We start from the raw sequence: 18,170 nt of genomic DNA, 5'->3' as shown, positions 1-18,170 counted from the left end.
CCATCTGACGTCAAGTCAACTCCCCGGCGGTGCCGCCGCTCCGGTCCGGTGCTCCGAACAGGTGAGCGCTCCGGCGTGGCGTCCCCCGGTCATCCGTACCCGGGCCGTGCTTACCGGCGCGGCGGGCGGACGCGTGCCATGCTGAGGCCGACTCCCCGGACGACGCATCTCTCCATTCCATCCGATGGACGGTTCATCCGGCCGGTGACTTCCCCTGACTCCCTGGTGAACGGATGTGAGACATGGACGCCCTCTCCCGCCGGACCCTGCTGGCCGCCGGTGCGGCGACCGCCGCCACCCTCGCCGCGGGCTGCGCGAGCACCTCCGGGAGCGGGGGCGCCGCCCCGCCCGCGCAGGCCGACGGCCTCGCCGCGAACGGCAGCCCCAGCGCCGTCCCCAAGCCGCCCGCCACCCTGATCGGCGACGGCTCCACCTCCGACACCGGCCCGCAGCCCAACCAGCCCCAGGCCGTCCCGCTGGAGGCCGGTCAGCGGCCGCCGCAGTTCGTGGTCTTCTCCTGGGACGGCGCGGGCGAGCTCGACAACCAGCTGTTCAGCCGGTTCCGCAAGCTCGCCAAGGACCACGACGCCACCATGACCTTCTTCCTCAGCGGCATCTACACCCTGCCCGAGTCGAAGAAGTCGCTCTACCACCCGCCGCAGCACCCGGTCGGCGCCTCGGACATCGGCTACCTCAGCGACCAGCACATCCGCGCCACCATCGAGCAGGTCAGCGCCGCCTGGCTGGAGGGCCACGAGATCGGCACCCACTTCAACGGCCACTTCTGCGGCGCCAACGGCGGCGGACGGTGGTCGCCCGAGGACTGGGACAGCGAGATCCAGCAGGCCATGGACTTCGTCATGAACTGGCGCACCAACACCGGCAACACCGAGCTGCCCGCGCTCCCCTTCGACTACCGCAAGGAGCTCATTGGCGGCCGCACCCCCTGCCTGGAGGGCCAGCGCGGTCTGCTGCCCACCGCCGTCAAGCGCGGCTGGAAGTACGACAGCTCGGGCCCCGGCGGGCTGCAGGTGTGGCCGCAGAAGTTCGCCGGCGGCGCGCTGTGGGACATGCCGCTGCAGTCCATCCCGTTCCCCGGGCACAGCTTCCAGGTGCTCTCGATGGACTACAACATCATGTACAACCAGTCCGGCGACAACACCAAGGGCGACCCGGGCAAGCAGGCGTTCTGGCAGAACCAGGCCCGCGACGCGTACCTGGCCGGGTTCGAGCGCGCCTACACCACCAACCGGGCGCCGTTCATCATCGGCAACCACTTCGAGCAGTGGAACGGCGGCATCTACATGAACGCCGTCGAGGAGACCATCAAGCAGATCGCCGACAAGCCCGAGGTCCGGATGGTCTCCTTCCGGCAGCTCGTCGAGTGGCTGGAGGCGCAGGACCCGGCGGTCCTCAAGAAGCTCCAGGCGCTCGCCCCCGGCCAGGCCCCGGCGGGCGGCTGGAACGCCTACCTCGGCGGCACCGGCGGCAGCCCGGCGGGCGGGGCGGCGTCCCCGTCCGTCCCGGCGGTCGCGGGCGGCAAGTAGCCCAGCCTCCCCTCCCGTCCCCCTCGTGCGAGGCCGGAGCCGCTCGTCAGGCTCCGGCCTTCGCCGTCGCCCGGCCCGACAGCACCGCGCCGACCAGCGCGACCACCGGCATGGTCAGGAACACCGCGGCGAACGCCCCCGCCGGGAGGGCCGCCCCGCCGTCCGCGCCGTGGGCCGCCGCGCCGACCGCACCGCCGCCCAGGGCCGCGAACAGGACGCCCGCCAGGCCGGTCAGCAGCACGTTGCCCAGGGCGTCGCTGAGCTGCAGGGCCGCCGAGTTCCCGCCGGTCTCCTCCGGCTTGGACAGCTTCATCATCAGCACGCTGATGCTGGCGATCGCCAGGCCCATCCCGGCGCCGCCGACCCCCCAGAACACCGCCGTCACCCACACCGGCACCGCCGGGAACAGCACCAGCGCCGCCCCGCCGACCGCCACCGCCGTCGACACGAACCCGATCCGGATCAGCGCCCCGCGGTGCCGCTCCGCGCCCGGCCGCCCCTGCAACCAGGAGCCGAACGCCCAGGACAGCCCGCCCGGCGCCAGCGTCAGGCCCGCCATCGTCACCGACAGCCCGCGCTGGGTCTGCATCATCAGCGGGATGAACAGCTCGGACGCGAAGAACGCGCCCGCCGCGACCCCGCGCAGCAGGATCACCGTCGGCAGCCCGCGCGCCGCCCGCAGCGTGCCGCGCGGCAGCAGCCGCAGCGCCGCCGGGCCCAGCAGCGCCGCCCCCGCCGCCGCAGGCAGCAGCGCCCAGCCGTCCAGCCGCTGGCCCGCGTACTGCAGCAGCGCGGCACCGAGCGCGACCATCGCCGCGTCCCGGGTGCGCCGCCAGTCGTACGCGCCGGCCCGCAGCGACGCCTGGGACCGCTCCGAGCGGCGCAGCGCCGGGCCCATCACCGCGAGCGGCAGCAGCACCAGCACCGGCACCGCGAGGAACACCCAGCGCCAGCCGAGGTGCTGGGTGACCGCGCCGGAGATCACCGGGCCGAGGATCGAGGGCAGCACCCAGGCCGCCGAGAACGCCGCGAACACCGAGGGCCGCAACCGCTCCGGGAACGCCCGGCCGACCACCACGTACAGCGCGACGATCACCAGGCCGCCGCCCAGGCCCTGCACCGCCCGGCCCGCGACGAACATCCACATGTTCACCGCCGTGCCGGCCGTCACCAGGCCCGCCGCGAACACCGCGATGCCGCTGAACAGCGGGGCGAGCGGGCCGCTGCGGTCGCACCACTGCCCGGAGACCACCATCGCCAGCAGCGTGGTGGTGAAGTACCCGGAGAACGCGAAGGCGTACAGGCCGATCCCGTCGAGCTGCTGGGCGGCCGTCGGCATCGCGGTGTTCACCGCCGTCGCCTCGAAGGCCAGCAGCAGCACCACCGACACGATGCCCAGGGTCAGCGCCCGCCAGGGGCCGCTGAGCACCCCGCCGGTGCCGTCGTCGCTGCCGGTGCCGTCGGGGAGGGGGTGCGCGGGTGCCGCCGTTTCGGCCGGGGAAGTGCTGGTCACCGAGCCATGGTAAGTGCCACATCCGCATTTCGATCCTGACCTGCAGGCGGAACCCGGCCTCCGCCCCCGGCCCTAGGACCCGCGGCCGGACCTAGTGGAGCACCTTGAGCCCGACCACGCCCGACAGGATCAGCACCAGGCAGGTGATCCGGGCGGCGCTCACCGCGTCCCCCATCGCCGCCATCCCGTACAGCGCGGTGCCCACCGCGCCGATGCCCACCCACACCGCGTACCCCGTCCCCAGCGGGATCGACCGCATCGCGTACGCCAGCCCGCCCATCGACAGCGCCAACGCCACCGCGAACACCACGCTCGGCACCAGCCGCGAGAACCCCTTGGACGCCTCCAGGGCCACCGCCCACACGGTCTCCAGCACCCCGGCAACGATCAGAACCACCCAGGCCATGACGACGGACTCCTCCGCAGTAGTCGAAACACCTACCGCGCCGTCTTGTCGTGCCGGGTACGACGCACCTCGTCCGGGGCCGCCGCGAACGGCCGCCTCCCCTCCGACGGTAGCACGGCGCCGACACACAGAATTCACGGTCGAATATTGACGCGGACCCGGCGGCGCCCGCTATAGTGAATTCACCGGAACGAATCCGGCGCAGTCCGCACCCCGCGACAGGAGATGGCGATGAACAGGAAGACGGTGGCCCACGCGGCGCCCCGCACCTGTGCCCCCTGTCCCGACTGCGCGCGTTCCTGTCGTTGCAGCTGTTGCGCCTGAGTCGCAACCACCCCTAGCAGCAGGCCCGTTGACGCCTGCCCGCCGACTCCCGTCGGCTCGCTCCACTCCACGACCATGTGCCCGAGTGGTTCAGGGAACCGTCTGCAAAACGGTTTACGCGGGTTCGATTCCCGTCATGGTCTCCGTCCGGAATTCACCGGTCGCCTTTCCTCGCGGAGCGGGCGACCGGTGAATTCCGCTGCCCTTTTCCTTTTCCGCGGGGGATTCTCCGGGGGATTCTCGCAGTCCTCCCCCGCCGGGGAACGGCGGCGGGCGCCGACCGCGGTCCCCAGGACCGCCGTCGACGCCCGCCCGGGCCCGTCCGGACGCCCGGCTACTCGATGACGCCGGGGTTGGCCTCGCCACCGCGCCAGGTGTCCTCGTCCTCGACCAGGTAGTCGGGACGGTGCCCCTGGTTCTTCTTCTTGCTGCCGCCGCTGCCCGAGCCGCCGTGCATCCCGGACGCGCCCGCCTGCCCGGCCCGTCCCTTCCCGATGCCCGACCCGCCCTCGGTGAACGCCCGTCCACCGGCACCGGCCGCCTTGGCCCCGCCGATCGTGCCACCGGCCTTGCGCACCAGGCCGCTGCCGCTGCTCTTGCCCCCGGCACCGCCCCGCGCACCGCCACCGGCACCACCGTGCATGCCGCCCATCCCGCCGGCACCCACGGCCCCGCGGCCACCCGCGGCACCCGCAGCCCCGGCTCCCGCGGCCCCGGCCCCACCGGCAACCCCCCGGCCCGCCGACCCCGCAGCACCCGAACCGGCCGTCCGGCCGCCACCGGCCCCCGTGGTCCCCGCCAGCCCGCCGCCGGACACCCGGCCGCCACCGAGACCACCACCACCGGTCACGTACCCGCCACCGCCGACCCCCGGCAGGAACCCGCCACCGCCGAGGCCGCCACCGCCGCCGGTGCCACCACCTCCGGCACCACCCCCCGGCAACGTCCCCACCCCGCCGGGCCCTCCGGTCCCGGGCCCGATCGGCACCCCCACCGAAGGCGGCAGGTTGACCCCGTCGATCCACGTCCCCGGACTCGTCGGCGACGTCGGGTGCCCGGGCGCGGGCAGCGTCGACACCGGGGGGATCCCGGGCGTCGTCGGGTGCCCGGGCGAGGTCGGGTCCGGAATCCCGGGCAGGCCGGGCGACACCTGCTTGGGCGGCGTGGTCTGCTGCGGCGGCTCCTTGGGCGGCAGCATCTCCGGCAGCCTCCCCACCGGAGGAACGGTGCCCTTGCCGCCCGGGTCGTCCGGCGGCGGCGGGAAGGGCTGCGGGTCCACGATGCTGCCCTTGGGAGGCGGCGGCATCTGGTTCGCGGCCTCTTCGTAGTACGGCGCGAGGTACTCCATCGTGCCGATGGCGTACTGGTGCTGGATCTCGGTGGCCGAGAGCTCGTCGTAGTTCTTGTTGACGGCGTCGAAGCGGTTCATGCCGCTGGCGAGGTCCGCCTTGAACTGGGCGTCCGACCGGTCGCCCAGGTCGCTGAGCCACTTGACGCCGCTGTCGAACTGGCTGGGGACCGAGATCCGGTCCATCTGCGCCTTGGCCGCCTGCAGGGCGTTCGCCGCCAGGTGCATCGCCGACGAGGTCTTGGCCGCGTGGTCGGCCGTGCTGCTGAGCATCGTCTGGATCTTTGCCGCCCGCGCCGCGAAGCCGTCCGCCGCCGCGCCCTCCCAGTTGCTCTGTGCGTGCTCCAGTGCCTGCTGGAGGTCCCTCGCCGCGGCCTGGAGGTCCTCGCTCGCGGTGCCCCAGTGCTCGGCGACCCTGGTGAGCTTCTCGGGCTGGGAGTCCGCCAACATGCCCTTGAGCGGGATCAGCGCCTGCTGCTCGAACTCGTGGATGCGCTCCATGTCAGCTCGCCCCTCCCTGGTACGTCATGTTGGCCACGCCCTCGGTCTCGAGCCCCTTGTACGCGTTGTTGACCGTCTGAGTCTTGTTCCCGAAGTCGTTGATCAGCTCCGTCAGGCCCGTGATGGTCTCGGTGAGCCAGGCCTGCATGTTCTGGTGGGCCTCGTGCACCTTGGCAGCATGACTGAAGTTCGACCCGAAATCGGAGCCTGAGACGTCGGTGCCGTACGCACTGCGCTCGCTGGTCTGGGCCATGTTCTGCTGGATCACCTGCAGTCGTTTCACGACCGCTTCCAGCTCGTCCGTGTTGACGCGGTATCCGTTGGCCACGCGGCCCTCTCCTCCCCCTGGAGTCTTGAGTTCTTCCCCGTAAGTCCGACCAGCCAAAAGGCTTCAGAATTCGGCTAGTTGAGACTCTGATGGTATCGCCGACACGGCTCCGCACCCATACCGGCGTCAACGCTGCGGTTGGTTCCCGCCCTGGCCGTACGGGTTCTGGTAGGGGCCCTGCTGCGGCGGGTAACCCTGCTGTGGAGGCTGGCCGCCGTAGGGCTGCTGCGGCGGATACCCCTGCTGCGGCGCCTGGCCGCCGTACGGAGGCTGCGGCTGCGGCCAACCGGGCTGGGTACCGTACGGCGGCTGCCCCTGGGGCGGCACCGGGGCGGGGCGCCGACGGCTCCGCACCACCACGACCACGATGAGGACGACCACCAGAACGGCACCCGCGCCGATGGCGGCGAGCACTCCGACACCGAGGCCGGAGTCGGAGGAACTCCTGGCCTGCGGCAGCGCGTCGGGCTGCTTGGGATCTGCGCCGACGGTCGCCGCGCCGCTCGGCGCAGCGGTGGCTCCACTGCCGGAAGTCCCCGCGAGGGGACCTTGCGCAGAACCTGCCGGGATGTCCTTCGTCAGCGCGTCGTACGGCGACAGGATTCCGTAGCCGTAGTGCGGGTCGGGCAGTTTCCCGCCCTTCAGCGCGGTCGGAACCTTCGCCGACTTGACCAACCGGTCAGCCACCTGACCTGCGGTCAGTTCCGGGAACTTGGCCCGGACCAGTGCCGCCGCGGCGGAGACGAAGGCCGTGGAGTTCGACGTCCCGTCGCCGATGCAGTACTGGTTCCCCCCGCAGGAACCGGGAGTGACCACGCCCACTCCGGGAGCCGCCAGCATCGTCTGCGAGCCGTAGTTGGACTTCGGCCAGATCACGTCCGCCTTGTCGGTCGCTCCCACCGCGAGCACACCGGGTTCGTTCGCCGGGCTGGCGACCTTGCCCCGGCCGTCGTTCCCGGTACCCGCCACGATCAGCACGTCGTGCCGGGCGGCGTAGGCGACCGCCTCGGTCAGCGCCGAGTCCCCCTTCGGCTCGCCGACGCCGGCCTGCGAGAGGTTGATGACCTTGGCCCCGTGGTCGACCGCCCACTTGATGTCCTCCGGGATCGCGTCACCACCGGCCGCGGTCTCCCGGTAGAGCGGAAGGACCTTCGCACCGGGTGCGAGGCCGACCACGCCCACCCCGTCCCCGTGTCCGTGCCCGACGATGAGGCCCGCCATGTTCGTGCCGTGGGGATCCGACGGCCGCTTGTCCTGCCCGGCTCCGCTCGGGTCGTAGCCCGGCAGCACCGACCCCGTGAGGTCCGGGTGCGAGGCGTCCACGCCGGTGTCGATCACCGCGACGATCACGCCGTCGCCCTTGCTGACCGACCACACCTTGTCCAGGTCGAAGTACGCGTTCGTCCACTGCGCGTCCCGCACCTGGTCCGCCGACGCCGTCGGTGCGGCGCTGAGCAGCAGGGCCCCGGTCAGTGTCGTCGCGCCGAGCAGGCGCACGGCTTTGGTCAGCGTCATCAGTACCCCGTCAGTCGATCGACAGCCCGTTCGTTCTCGCAGCGCCCCCGGAACGTGGGACGGTCCGATCGTATCGTCCGCCCCTCGCCCCGGCACCGGGCCGTCGTGACAGGCGCACCACATTTCACCTGATCATGACCTCCTGCCAACTGCCGCCCCGGTAAGGCTGCTGATGCGGCGTCCGCTGGTGCGGAGGGTCCGGCGGTGCCGCCGGCGGCGGTCCGTACGACTGCTCCGGCCGGCCCGGTGGCGGGGAAAAGGGCCGGTGGGGGTGGTGGGGGGCTGTGCTATGAATGGCGCGTCGTTCATCCAGGGGGATCTTGTGACGTACCCGCCGCAGTCCGGCGTGTCCGGTGCGGGGCAGCCGGTGCCGCCCTACCAGCAGCCGCCGTACCAGCAGCAGCCGCCGTATCCGCAGGCGCCGCACCCGCAGCAGCAGCCGTACCCGCAGCCGCCGTACCCGCAGGGTCCGTCCGGGCCGGGGCTCCCGCAGCAGTACCCGCAGCAGTTTCCGCCGCACTTCCCGCAGCAGCAGCCGTTCCCGCCGTACGGGGCACCGCAGCCGGTGCGGCGGGGCGGGGCGGGGCGGAAGTTGGCGTGTGCGGGCGTGGTGCTGGTGGTGCTGCTGGGGGTGGTGGCGGGCGGGGCGGTGCTGCTGCACGTGGCGCGGCAACGGGCGCCGGTGCGCCAGCCGTTGTCGTCGTCGGGGGGTGGCGGGGCGTGGGAGAAGGTGACGGCGGGGCTGACGGCGGCGTTGGCGGCGAAGGACGAGGAGGCGTTCGTCAAGCCGTTCGCGGCGGGGGCGACGAAGGAGAAGCAGCGGCTGGTGTTCCGCAACCTGGTCAAGATCCCGTGGGAGACGGCGCGTTGGGAGCCGGGCCTGACGATGGACGGCCAGTTGACGGTGGACTTCGTGCACCAGGTGAAGGGGGTGGACAACTTCCCGATCACCGAGCAGTACGGGTGGAAGGTGCTGTCCGCCGCGTCGGGGCCGAGCCCGGACCCGATGGCGGGCCCGCCGCCGGGGGTGGACGAGGTGGTCACCGAGGTCGGCGGGGTGAAGGACGACCGGGGCAAGGACGCCGGTTTCGGCTACTACCCGGCCCCGTGGGACGCGTACGACGAGTTGGCGGTGCAGGTCCGCGACCACCTGGTGGTGATGTCGGACAAGGGGCAGGCGGCCGAGCTGAACCGGGACGTGGACGTCCTGGCGCGGGCGGCGGCGGACGACCTGGCGGCCTGGCAGAAGTACGGTCCGGCGCCGACCGGTGACCGGAAGGGGGCGAGCGGGTTCTTCGTGGTGCTGGAGAAGAACCGGGACGTCTACAACAAGCTGTACCGGGGCGACGGGAAGCCGAACGACAGCCTGGAGGCGGGCGTCAACATGCCGATGCAGGCCGCGCAGGGGCCGAAGGCGGGCGACGGCGAACTGCTGATCGGCGGCAGCCGGATCGTGATGGACACCACCGGCAGCCGCTTCACCAGCGACCAGTGGCAGGGCGGCGTGACGGACATCGGCCGGCACGAGATGGCGCACGCGATCGTCGCCCCGCTGCTCACCACCTCGGGCGGCTTCGACGGGTCGGGCGGCCCGCGCGACTGGGTCTCCGAGGGCTTCGCGGAGTACATGGCGCTGCGCGGCAAGGACTCGCTGGCCCGCGACGAGCTGAACGCGTACCTGAAGGACGTCCCCTTCGACGGCCAACTGCCGGGCAACGGTGACGAGTTCTACGCCAGCGACGCCGACCGCCGGACGGCGAACTACACGCTGTCCGGCGACGCGCTGCGGTTCATGGCGTCGAAGTACGGCGACGCCAAGGTGTTCGCGTTCGTGGCCGCGCAGTACGGGCAGCCCAAGGAGTACGAGCAGCAGGTCACCGCGGCGACCGGCCAGCCCCTGGCGCAGTTCCAGGCGGCCTGGGCGGCGCACGTCCGCTCGGCCGTGCCCGCCAGGCGCTGAGCCGGCAGCCCGGCCGGGAGCCGGGGCCCGGCGGAGCCACGGCCGGGGTCCGGCGGAGCCACGGCCGGGGTCCGGCGGAGCCACGGCCGGAGTCCGGCGGAGCCACGGCCGGGGTCCGACGGAGCCCCGTCAGACCGGCACGATGGCGTCCTCCGGCGGGATCGGCAGCCGCCCGACCGGCAGCCCGGTCGCGGCGCGGACGGCGGCCGCGACCGCGGCGGGGGCGACCACGGCGGGCACGGCGCTGACCGCCTTGGCGCCGAAGGGGGCGACCACGTCGCGCTCCTCCAGCAGGGCGGCGATCCGGATGTCGGGGGTGTCCAGCGCGGTGGGGAGCCGGTAGCCGGTGAGCGAGGCGTTGACGGGGACACCGCCCTCGGTGCGCAGGTTCTCCAGCAGGGCGAGTCCGACGCCCTGGGCGACGGCGCCCTCGATCCGGTCCTCGATCTGCCGGGGGTTCAGCGCCCGGCCGACCTCCTGGGCGACCGTGACGTCGACGACCCGGACGGCGCCGAGCTCGATGTCGACGTCGACGACGGCGCGCATCGCGCAGAACGCGATGGAGACGAAGGCGTCGCCCTGCCCGGTCTCGGGGTCGAGCGGTTCGGTGGGGTGCGGGCGGCACTGGGCGGTGGCCCAGAGCTCGCGGCCCTCCAGCGCCTCGCTGACCGGCATGCCGAGCACGCCGTCGTAACTGGTGATCTTCCCGTCGTTGATGGTGAGCAGTTCGACGGACATCCCGAAGTCGGCGGCGATCGGCTGCAGCATCTGGTGGCGGACCATCAGCGCGGCCCGCTCCACGGCGCCGCCGGAGACCCAGGTGTGGCGGCCGCGGGCGGACGGGCCGGCCGCGGACTGGTCGGAGTCGACGGGCGCGATGTAGACCTCGCTGACGCCGAGCACGCTCTGCACGATCTGCCGGGCCAGGGTGGCGAAGCCCTGGCCGGAGTCGACGGCGGCGCAGATGACGGTGGCGTGGTCGCCGGAGACCCGGACGGTCGCGGTGGCGACCTCGTCCTCGCCCTCGGCGCCGAGCATGTGCACCATGCCGACGGCGTAGCCGATGCCGCGCCGCACCGCGGCGGGGTCGCCCGCGCCGCCGGGGCCGCCGGGCAGCAGCCAGTCGGCCTCGGGGTCGTCGAGCGGGAGGGCGGGCAGCGGGGTGGTGTCGAGCGCGTCGAGCAGGGCCCGGACCGGGGCGGGGCAGGTGACGGCCTGGCCGGTGGGCAGCGGGTCGCCGGTGGTCATGGCGTTGCGGCGGCGGATCTCCACCGGGTCGATGCCGAGCTGCTTGGCGAGCTGGTCGAGCTGCGACTCGTACGCGAAGCAGGTCTGCAGGGCGCCCTCGCCGCGCATCCGGCCGGCCGGCGGGTTGTTGGTGCGCACCGCCCAGGCGTCGACGAAGACGTTGGGGCAGGTGTAGGGGCCGACCGAGAAGGCGACGGCGGCGGCCAGCGCCTCGGCGGAGACGTCGGCGTAGGCGCCGCCGTCGAGCAGGATCTGCGCCTCGACCTTGACCAGCCGGCCCTCGGCGTCGGCGTGGTGGCGGTAGCGCAGCAGGGCGGGGTGGCGGGTGGTGTGGGCCTGGAAGGACTCGGCCCGGGTGAGGGTCATCTTGACCGGGCGGCCGGTGCGCAGCGCGAGCAGGGCGAGGGTGACCTGGAAGGAGAGGTCCTCGCGGTCGGTGGTGGCGCCGGGCACGCCGGTGACGACGAGCCGGACCCGGTCGGGGTCGATGCCGAGGCAGGCGGCGGTGCGGTCGCGGTCGCCGTGCGGGTCGGTGGAGGACAGGTGCAGTTCGACGCCGCCGTCGGGGCGGGGCACGGCGAGGCCGGCCTCGGCGCCGATCGGGGCCGGGTCCTGGCGGCCGACCTGGTAGAGGCCCTCGACGACGACCGCGCCGACCGCGTCGGGGTCGCCGGTGCGCAGCGGCAGGTGCCGCAGCAGGTTGCCGTCGGGGTGCAGCGGGGCGGCGTGGAAGGCGGCCTCGGGGTCGGTGACCGGTTCCAGCGGCTCGTACTCGACGAGGATCGCGGCGGCGGCGAGCCGGGCGGTGTCGGGGTGGTCGGCGGCGACCGCGGCGACGGGTTCGCCGTGGTGGCGCACGACGCCCGCGGCGAGCACCGGGCGGTCGGCGGTGACCGGCCCGGCGGGGGCGCCGTCGGGGGTGCCGTCGGGGCCCGGGGGCAGGTCGGCGGCGGTGACCACGGCGTGCACGCCGGGGATGGCGAGGGCGGGGGCGGTGTCGACCGAGACGATCCGGGCGTGCGGGTGCGGGGAGCGCAGCACGGCGCCCCAGAGCAGCCCCTCGGCCCACAGGTCGGCGGCGTACGGGTAGATGCCGAGGGCCTTGGGCAGGGCGTCGGTGCGCAGCGGGGAGGTGCCGAGGCCGGTGGTGCCCGTCCCGGGGTCCGCGGGGGCGGGCGCCGGGAGCTCGGTGGCGGAGGTCATGCGTTCTCGTCCTCGGGGAGGCGGATGCCGTGGGCGGGAGTGGCGTCGTAGCCGGGGTACTGGGTGCCGTAGCCGTCGGTGGCGTAGACGGTGCCGTCGTAGGGGCCCGCGTCCTGGTACGTGACGGTGCCGAACGGGTCGGTGCCCGGGGCGGGGGCGCCGAAGGGCTCGCCGGGGGCCTGCTGCCAGTCGGCCGGGACGGGGGTGCCGTGCGGCGGGGTGGGCGGGTAGGCGTAGCCGCCGGTGCGCGGGGTCTCGCCCTGCGGCTGGGCGGGGATCAGCTGGTCGGCCTCGTGCCAGAGCTCGGAGTCGGCGTAGAGCGGGAGTTCGGCGCCGTGGTCGGGCTGCGGCGGGGCCGCGGCGGGGGGCTCGGCGGCCGGGCCCGCGGCGGCGGCCTGTTCGGCGGCGTCGAGTTCGGCTTCGAGGGCGGCCTCGCGGGCGTCGGCGACGGCCTGGACGGCGGCGAGCGCGCCGCGGTAGCCGGTGCAGCGGCACAGGTTGCCGCACAGCGCCTGGCGGGCCTCGACCTCGCCGGGGCGGTGGTTGCGCTGCAGCAGGTCGTGCACGGCCATCGCGAGGCCGGGGGTGCAGTAGCCGCACTGGACGGCGCCGGAGTCGGCGAGCGCCTGCTGGACGTCGCTGGCGCCGCCCGCGCCGGACAGGCCCTCGACGGTGCCGATCTCGCTGTCGGCGGCGAGCGCGGCGGGCACCAGGCAGCCGTTGACCAGCTGCCCGTCGACCTGCACCGAGCAGGCCCCGCACTCGCCCTGCTCGCAGCCGTCCTTGGCGCCGGCCAGGCCGAGCCGCTCGCGCAGCACGTAGAGCAGGCTCTCGCCGATCCAGGCGTCGGTGACGGGCCGTTCGACGCCGTTGACGCGCAGCGTGTACGAGGCGGTGGGGCGCACGTCGCCGGTGAGCGCCCCGGGGTGGTTCAGCAGTTCGTCCGTCACTTGAGCGCCCTTCCCAGTGCCCTGCGGGCCAGCACCGCCACGGTACGCCGCAGCCGGGCCGCGGCCGAGCCCGCCCCCTCTCCGTGTGCCCCGCCCTCGGGCACGCACGCTCCGGCCACGTACTCGCCGAAGGCGGCGAGCGCGGCGGGGTCGATCAGGACCGCGCCCTCGGCGCCGCGGGCGTCCCAGTCGATGCAGCCGGCCACCCAGCTCTCGGCCTCCAGCGGCCGCAGCGGGACGGGGGCGACGGCGCCGACGGCGCAGCGCACGCCGCGCCGGGCGGGGTCGAGGACGAGGGCGACGGAGGCGGCGGCGCGGGCCGGGCCGCTGCGGCCGGTGGACTTCAGGAACACCTGGGGGGCGTGCAGCAGCGGGACCCGCACCCAGGTGAGGAGCTCGCCGGGGCGCAGCGGGTCGAGGCCGGTGAGCAGGTGGCTGATCGGCACCTCGCGGACGGCGCCGGCCCGGGCGAGGGTGGCGGTGGCCTCGAGGGCGGCGAGCACCGGGAGGGTGTCGCCGGTCGGGGCGGCGGTGGCGATGTTGCCGCCGAGGGTGCCGACGTTGCGCACCTGCGGGGGCCCGGCGGTGCGGGCGGCGTCGGCGAGGGCGGGGATGAGCGCGGCGAAGTCGGGGCGGTCCATCCGGGCGTGGGTGAGTCCGGCGCCGAGGACGGCGGTGCCGCCGTCCTCGTAGCGCCAGCCGCGCAGTTCGGTGATCCGGCCGAGTCCGATCAGCGCGGCGGGCCGCAGCCGCCCGGCGTTGACGGCCTCCATCAGGTCGGTGGCACCCGCCACCGGCACCGCCCCCGGGGTGACGGCCAGCGCTTCGACCGCCTCGTCGACCGAGGCCGGCAACATGATCGTCCGGTTCACCAGGTTCCCACCGTGCTCCATTTGCAGTGCGGCCTGCCGCCCGTAGGGTACGGGCGATCGGTGCGGGTTGGGCAACTCTGGCACACAAAGACCGCTGATCACTTCCCGGGTCGCGGACAGGTCCGAACAACTCGGGACAACTCCGGACGCGACCACGATCAGGTCGTGACCGAGGTGATCGGTTGTTCACCTGGTCATGACGTGCGGGCCCCGCCCGGAGTTCCCTCGTGCTGACGCTCCGTCACGGAGCGGCGACCCCGGCGGACGGGCCGGGCGGGCCCTCCAGCGGGCGGCCGACGACGCCGGGCCTGCGCTGCCAGGGCCGCGGGCCCTCCGGGCGGCGGTACTCGATGCCCAGCGCGTCCAGCCGCGGGTAGTGGGCGGCCATCCGGCGCTCGAAGTCCGCCCAGTCGCGGGCGGCCGGGTCGCGCGGCAGGTCGGACCAGGCGACCTCGGCGAACGCGGCCAGCCGCGGGAACGCCTTGTAGTCGACCTCCCGGCCGGTGGGCATGAACTCGGTCCAGATGTTCGCCTGGGTGCCGATGACGTGCGCGGCGGCGGCCGCGTCCAGCTGCGGCGGGACGGGCTCGAAGCGGTAGACGTCCTCCAGGGTGCGCACCCAGCCGACCGGCACCGGCTCGTCCGGGCCGTCGGCCTGCCGGTGGTCGAGGTAGACGTGCTGCTCGGGGCACATCACCACGTCGTGCCCGGCGCTCGCGGCGGCGATCCCGCCCTCGTAGCCGCGCCAGGACGAGACGGCCGCGCCGGGGGCGAGCCCGCCCTCCAGGATCTCGTCCCAGCCGATCAGGCGGCGGCCGCGCTCGGCCAGCCAGCGGTCGAAGTGCCGGATGACGTGGCTCTGCAGCTCGAACTCGTCCTTGAGGCCGAGCTCGGCGATCCGGGCCTGCGCGGCGTCGGAGCGCTTCCACTGCTCCTTGGGGCACTCGTCGCCGCCGAGGTGCACGAAGGTCGAGGGGAAGACCTCCAGCACCTCCTCCAGCACGTGCTCGTAGAAGCGCAGGGTGGCCTCGGAGGCGTTCAGGATGTTCTCGCTGACGCCCCAGTCGGTCCAGGTGCCGAGCGCGGCGGTGTCGACCACGTCGGTGTTGCCGAGCTCGGGGTACGCGGCGACGGCGGCCTGGTTGTGCCCCGGCAGGTCGATCTCGGGGACGACGGTGACGCCGCGGGCGGCCGCGTACGCGACGATCTCGCGCAGGTCGTCCTGGGTGTAGTAGCCGCCGTGCGGCTGGTCGTCGCGCCGCCCGCCCGCCCGGAAGCCGACCATCGAGCGCTCGCGCCAGCCGCCGACCTCGGTGAGCTTCGGGTAACGCCGGACCTCGATCCGCCAGCCCTGGTCGTCGGTCAGGTGGAGGTGCAGGACGTTGAGCTTGTGCGCGGCGAGCTGGTCGACGAAGCGCAGCACCCCGGCCTTGGGCATGAAGTGCCGGGCGACGTCCAGCATGGCGCCGCGCCAGCCGAACCGGGGCGCGTCGTGGACCTCCACCGCGGGCACCGTCCAGTCCGCCCCGGGCAGCGGGGCGCTGCGGTACGCGGCGGGGCCGAGCAGCTGGCGCAGGGTCTGCCCGGCGTGCGCCAGGCCCGCGGGGCCGCCGCCGGTGAGCCGGACGGCGTCGGCGTCGGCGCTCAGCCGGTACTCCTCGGCGCCGAGTTCCGGGTCGAGGGCCAGCCGGAGGTCGCCGTCCTCGCCCGCGGGGGCCGGGTCGAGGTCGAAGCCGGTGGCGGCGGAGAGCTCGGCGCGCAGCCGGCGGGCGGCGGCCTCGGCGCCGGGGGCGACGGCGATCCGGGAGCCGGCGTGCAGGACGAAGGGCGGGGCGTCGGGGCGGGGCTGGACGCGCAACGGGGCGGGGATGAGGTCCATGCGCCCCATCCTGCCCCGGACCTCCCCGACTGGCATAGACCAGTTGGGGAGGATTTCCGCAGGTCGCCCCGCGGTCAGTCCTGCTTGTCGTCCCCGCCCGGGTTGTTCAGCCCGTCGAAGATCTCCTTGCACATCGGGCAGACCGGGTACTTCTTCGGGTCCCGCCCGGGCACCCAGACCTTGCCGCACAGCGCCACCACGGGGGACCCGGAGAGCGCGCTCTCCATGATCTTGTCCTTCTGGACGTAGTGGGCGAAGCGCTCGTGGTCGCCGTCCCCGTGCGACGTCTGCGGGACGGGCTCGACCAGGGTGCCGGTGCCGAGACCGCGCTCGGGCTCAAGAGTGCTCATGGGTGCCAAGTCTATGGGGGCCGCCCGGAACCGGGCCACCACGGACGGGAGCCCGGCTCAGTTCAGCAGCGGGTCGTCGGGATAGGTGGCGAGCATCGCCAGCGGGCCGCGCTGGCGGCGCAGCACCTCCCGCCAGAGCCGGTCGGGCCGGGCGCAGGAGAGGTCCCCCGCCTCGCAGTCGACCAGGTGCCAGGCGCCCTCGGCGATCTCGTCCTCCAACTGCCCGGGCGACCAGCCCGAGTACCCGGCGAACACCCGCATCCCGCCGAGCACCCCGGCCAGCACCTCGGGCGGCGCCTCCAGGTCGACCAGGCCGATCGCGCCGTGCACCCGGCGCCAGCCGAGCGGCGCCTCGTGGTGCTCCTCGCCGGGGACGACGGCGACGGCCAGCGCGGAGTCCAGCGCGACCGGGCCGCCCTGGAAGAGCACCGGCGGGTCGCCCGCCAGCGGCGCCCAGCCGTCCAGCACCGCGGCCACGTCCACCGGGGTGGGCCGGTTGAGGACCACGCCCAGCGCCCCCTGGTCGTCGTGGTCGAGCAGCAGGACCACCGACCTGGCGAAGTTCGGGTCGGTCAGCACGGGCGTCGCCACGAGCAGTCGCCCGGTGAGCGAGGGGGCCGCTTCCATGTCTGACATCATGCCCCGTACCGGCCTCCCCGGGACACCCGGCGGCCCTCCGCGCGGGCCACCCGGACGGCCCAGTGGCGGTGCTGTGGAGCCGCTCCTACAGCATGATCACCATTAGGGCACACGGGAACCAATCACCCACCCCCTACCATCTAGGGGTGGCGAGGGGCCCTTCCCCCGACTCCGCAGCCGAAAACCTCCTGCGCACCCGGATTGCGAGAACGATGACCGACGACGTCCTGCTGGTCCACGGCGGAAACCCGCTCGAAGGCGAGATCCAGATCCGCGGCGCCAAGAACCTGGTCCCCAAGGCCATGGTCGCCGCACTGCTCGGCCAGGGCCCCAGCAGACTGCGCAACGTGCCGGACATCCGGGACGTCAAGGTCGTCCGCGGCCTGCTGCAGCTGCACGGGGTCACCGTCCGCACCGGCGACGAGGACGGCGAGCTGATCCTCGACCCGTCGCACGTGGAGGCCGCCAACGTCGCGGACATCGACGCGCACGCCGGCTCCTCGCGGATCCCGATCCTGTTCTGCGGCCCGCTGCTGCACCGCCTCGGCCACGCCTTCATCCCGGGCCTGGGCGGCTGCGACATCGGCGGCCGTCCGGTCGACTTCCACTTCGAGGTGCTGCGCCAGTTCGGCGCGACCATCGAGAAGCACCCGCAGGGCACCTACCTGGTCGCCGCCCAGCGGCTGCGCGGCACCAAGATCGAGCTGCCCTACCCCTCGGTCGGCGCGACCGAGCAGGTGCTGCTGACCGCGGTGCTCGCCGAGGGCGTCACCGAGCTGCGCAACGCCGCGATCGAGCCGGAGATCGTCGACCTGATCTGCGTGCTGCAGAAGATGGGCGCGATCATCTCGCTGGGCACCGACCGCACCATCCTGGTCACCGGCGTGGACGAGCTCGACGGCTACACCCACCGGGCCCTGCCGGACCGCCTGGAGGCGGCCTCCTGGGCGTGCGCGGCGCTGGCCACCAAGGGCGACATCTACGTCCGCGGCGCCGAGCAGATCCCGATGATGACCTTCCTGAACACCTTCCGGAAGGTCGGCGGCGCCTACGAGATCGACGACGCGGGCATCCGGTTCTGGCACCCGGGCGGCGAGCTCAAGGCGATCGCCCTGGAGACCGACGTGCACCCGGGCTTCCAGACCGACTGGCAGCAGCCGCTGGTGGTCGCGCTGACCCAGGCCACCGGCCTGTCCATCGTGCACGAGACGGTGTACGAGTCGCGGCTGGGCTTCACCGGGGCGCTGAACCAGATGGGCGCGCACATCCAGCTGTACAGCGAGTGCCTGGGCGGCACCCCGTGCCGGTTCGGGGCGCGCAACTTCAAGCACTCCGCGGTGGTCTCCGGCCCGTCCAAGCTGATGGGCGGCGAGCTGGTCATCCCCGACCTGCGCGGCGGCTTCTCGTACCTGATCGCGGCGCTGGCGGCCGAGGGCACCTCCACGGTGCACGGCATCGACCTGATCAACCGCGGCTACGAGAACTTCATGGACAAGCTGCGCGACCTGGGCGCGCACATCGAGCTGCCGTCGGCGACCGAGGTGGCCGAGGTCCAGCTGACCGCCTGAGCGCGGCCCGCGGAAAAGC

At 73.8% G+C, this 18,170-nt stretch carries 13 protein-coding genes, 1 tRNA gene, 1 pseudogene and 1 riboswitch; of the genes and pseudogenes, 4 read left to right on the top strand and 11 right to left on the bottom strand.

Annotation, left to right across the window (positions count from 1 at the left end; translation table 11 throughout):
* Positions 1-242 precede the first annotated feature (242 nt).
* Complete coding sequence (locus tag QSK52_RS19785; RefSeq protein WP_285737425.1) at positions 243-1,547, top strand: hypothetical protein; 1,305 nt, start codon at positions 243-245, stop codon at positions 1,545-1,547.
* 46 nt (positions 1,548-1,593) lie between these two features.
* Here QSK52_RS19785 and QSK52_RS19780 read toward each other — a convergent pair whose 3' ends face one another.
* Together QSK52_RS19780 and QSK52_RS19775 are read right to left on the bottom strand one after the other, a co-directional pair.
* A complete protein-coding gene (locus tag QSK52_RS19780; protein WP_285737424.1) occupies positions 1,594-3,060 on the bottom strand; it encodes an MFS transporter in 1,467 nt (488 codons plus the stop codon).
* Positions 3,061-3,151: 91 nt separating this feature from the next.
* Entirely contained in the window at positions 3,152-3,466 is a 315-nt protein-coding gene (locus QSK52_RS19775; protein WP_285737423.1) for a DMT family transporter, read from the bottom strand.
* Positions 3,467-3,500: 34 nt separating this feature from the next.
* A riboswitch (guanidine-III (ykkC-III) riboswitch) is annotated at positions 3,501-3,564 on the bottom strand.
* A 297-nt stretch (positions 3,565-3,861) separates the two neighbouring features.
* On the opposite strand from QSK52_RS19775, the gene QSK52_RS19770 reads away from it, so the two are divergent.
* Positions 3,862-3,933 (top strand) — tRNA-Cys (locus QSK52_RS19770).
* Positions 3,934-4,124: 191 nt separating this feature from the next.
* Here the strand turns inward: QSK52_RS19770 and QSK52_RS19765 are convergent.
* The 3 genes from QSK52_RS19765 to QSK52_RS19755 form a co-directional block, all read right to left on the bottom strand.
* Positions 4,125-5,639 carry a WXG100 family type VII secretion target gene (locus QSK52_RS19765; protein ID WP_285737422.1) on the bottom strand — a complete coding sequence of 505 codons (1,515 nt, stop codon included), beginning with the start codon at positions 5,637-5,639 and terminating at the stop codon, positions 4,125-4,127.
* 1 nt (position 5,640) lies between these two features.
* The gene (locus tag QSK52_RS19760) at positions 5,641-5,967 is read right to left on the bottom strand and encodes a hypothetical protein (protein ID WP_285737421.1); all 327 of its coding nucleotides are present in this window, start codon (positions 5,965-5,967) and stop codon (positions 5,641-5,643) included.
* A 126-nt stretch (positions 5,968-6,093) separates the two neighbouring features.
* Positions 6,094-7,482, bottom strand: a complete 1,389-nt coding sequence (locus QSK52_RS19755) for a S8 family serine peptidase (protein WP_285737420.1) — start codon at positions 7,480-7,482, stop codon at positions 6,094-6,096.
* A gap of 322 nt (positions 7,483-7,804) precedes the next feature.
* Between QSK52_RS19755 and QSK52_RS19750 the strand changes: the two genes are divergently transcribed.
* Positions 7,805-9,442, top strand: coding sequence for a hypothetical protein (locus QSK52_RS19750; protein ID WP_285737419.1), 1,638 nt, complete (start codon positions 7,805-7,807; stop codon positions 9,440-9,442).
* A gap of 129 nt (positions 9,443-9,571) precedes the next feature.
* Here QSK52_RS19750 and QSK52_RS19745 read toward each other — a convergent pair whose 3' ends face one another.
* The 6 genes and pseudogenes from QSK52_RS19745 to QSK52_RS19720 all read right to left on the bottom strand — a co-directional run bounded on the left by QSK52_RS19745 (position 9,572) and on the right by QSK52_RS19720 (position 16,580).
* A complete protein-coding gene (locus QSK52_RS19745) occupies positions 9,572-11,893 on the bottom strand; it encodes a xanthine dehydrogenase family protein molybdopterin-binding subunit (RefSeq protein WP_285737418.1) in 2,322 nt (773 codons plus the stop codon).
* Positions 11,890-12,801, bottom strand: a pseudogene (locus QSK52_RS39690) ((2Fe-2S)-binding protein); the annotation flags it as partial. The pseudogene QSK52_RS39690 and the gene QSK52_RS19745, both read right to left, overlap by 4 nt.
* 38 nt (positions 12,802-12,839) lie before the next feature.
* A complete protein-coding gene (locus tag QSK52_RS19735; protein WP_285737417.1) occupies positions 12,840-13,736 on the bottom strand; it encodes an FAD binding domain-containing protein in 897 nt (298 codons plus the stop codon).
* A gap of 220 nt (positions 13,737-13,956) precedes the next feature.
* Positions 13,957-15,594, bottom strand: a complete 1,638-nt coding sequence (locus QSK52_RS19730) for a beta-N-acetylhexosaminidase (protein ID WP_285737416.1) — start codon at positions 15,592-15,594, stop codon at positions 13,957-13,959.
* 74 nt (positions 15,595-15,668) lie between these two features.
* Positions 15,669-15,944 (bottom strand): DUF3039 domain-containing protein, encoded by a 276-nt coding sequence (locus tag QSK52_RS19725; protein ID WP_285737415.1) that lies wholly within the window; start codon positions 15,942-15,944, stop codon positions 15,669-15,671.
* Between the two features lie 57 nt (positions 15,945-16,001).
* Complete coding sequence (locus QSK52_RS19720; RefSeq protein ID WP_388033955.1) at positions 16,002-16,580, bottom strand: YqgE/AlgH family protein; 579 nt, start codon at positions 16,578-16,580, stop codon at positions 16,002-16,004.
* 215 nt (positions 16,581-16,795) lie between these two features.
* Between QSK52_RS19720 and murA the strand changes: the two genes are divergently transcribed.
* Positions 16,796-18,151: a UDP-N-acetylglucosamine 1-carboxyvinyltransferase gene (murA, locus tag QSK52_RS19715; protein WP_285737413.1), complete on the top strand. Its 1,356-nt coding sequence runs from the start codon at positions 16,796-16,798 to the stop codon at positions 18,149-18,151.
* Positions 18,152-18,170 lie beyond the last annotated feature (19 nt).

The sequence above is a fragment of the Kitasatospora phosalacinea genome (assembly GCF_030268885.1).
GTDB classification, from domain to species: Bacteria; Actinomycetota; Actinomycetes; order Streptomycetales; family Streptomycetaceae; genus Kitasatospora; species Kitasatospora phosalacinea_C.
This window is presented reverse-complemented; position numbering and strand designations above follow the sequence as displayed.

What these genes read in the sequence shown, in the direction of transcription:
- QSK52_RS19785 (WP_285737425.1), top strand. Translation starts at nt 243, where the DNA reads ATGGACGCCCTCTCCCGCCGGACCCTGCTGGCCGCCGGTGCGGCGACC.
- QSK52_RS19775 (WP_285737423.1), bottom strand. Translation starts at nt 3,466, where the DNA reads ATGGCCTGGGTGGTTCTGATCGTTGCCGGGGTGCTGGAGACCGTGTGG.
- QSK52_RS19765 (WP_285737422.1), bottom strand. Translation starts at nt 5,639, where the DNA reads ATGGAGCGCATCCACGAGTTCGAGCAGCAGGCGCTGATCCCGCTCAAG.
- QSK52_RS19755 (WP_285737420.1), bottom strand. Translation starts at nt 7,482, where the DNA reads ATGACGCTGACCAAAGCCGTGCGCCTGCTCGGCGCGACGACACTGACC.
- QSK52_RS19745 (WP_285737418.1), bottom strand. Translation starts at nt 11,893, where the DNA reads ATGACCTCCGCCACCGAGCTCCCGGCGCCCGCCCCCGCGGACCCCGGG.
- QSK52_RS19735 (WP_285737417.1), bottom strand. Translation starts at nt 13,736, where the DNA reads ATGGAGCACGGTGGGAACCTGGTGAACCGGACGATCATGTTGCCGGCC.
- QSK52_RS19730 (WP_285737416.1), bottom strand. Translation starts at nt 15,594, where the DNA reads ATGGACCTCATCCCCGCCCCGTTGCGCGTCCAGCCCCGCCCCGACGCC.
- QSK52_RS19725 (WP_285737415.1), bottom strand. Translation starts at nt 15,944, where the DNA reads ATGAGCACTCTTGAGCCCGAGCGCGGTCTCGGCACCGGCACCCTGGTC.
- QSK52_RS19720 (WP_388033955.1), bottom strand. Translation starts at nt 16,580, where the DNA reads ATGTCAGACATGGAAGCGGCCCCCTCGCTCACCGGGCGACTGCTCGTG.
- murA (WP_285737413.1), top strand. Translation starts at nt 16,796, where the DNA reads ATGACCGACGACGTCCTGCTGGTCCACGGCGGAAACCCGCTCGAAGGC.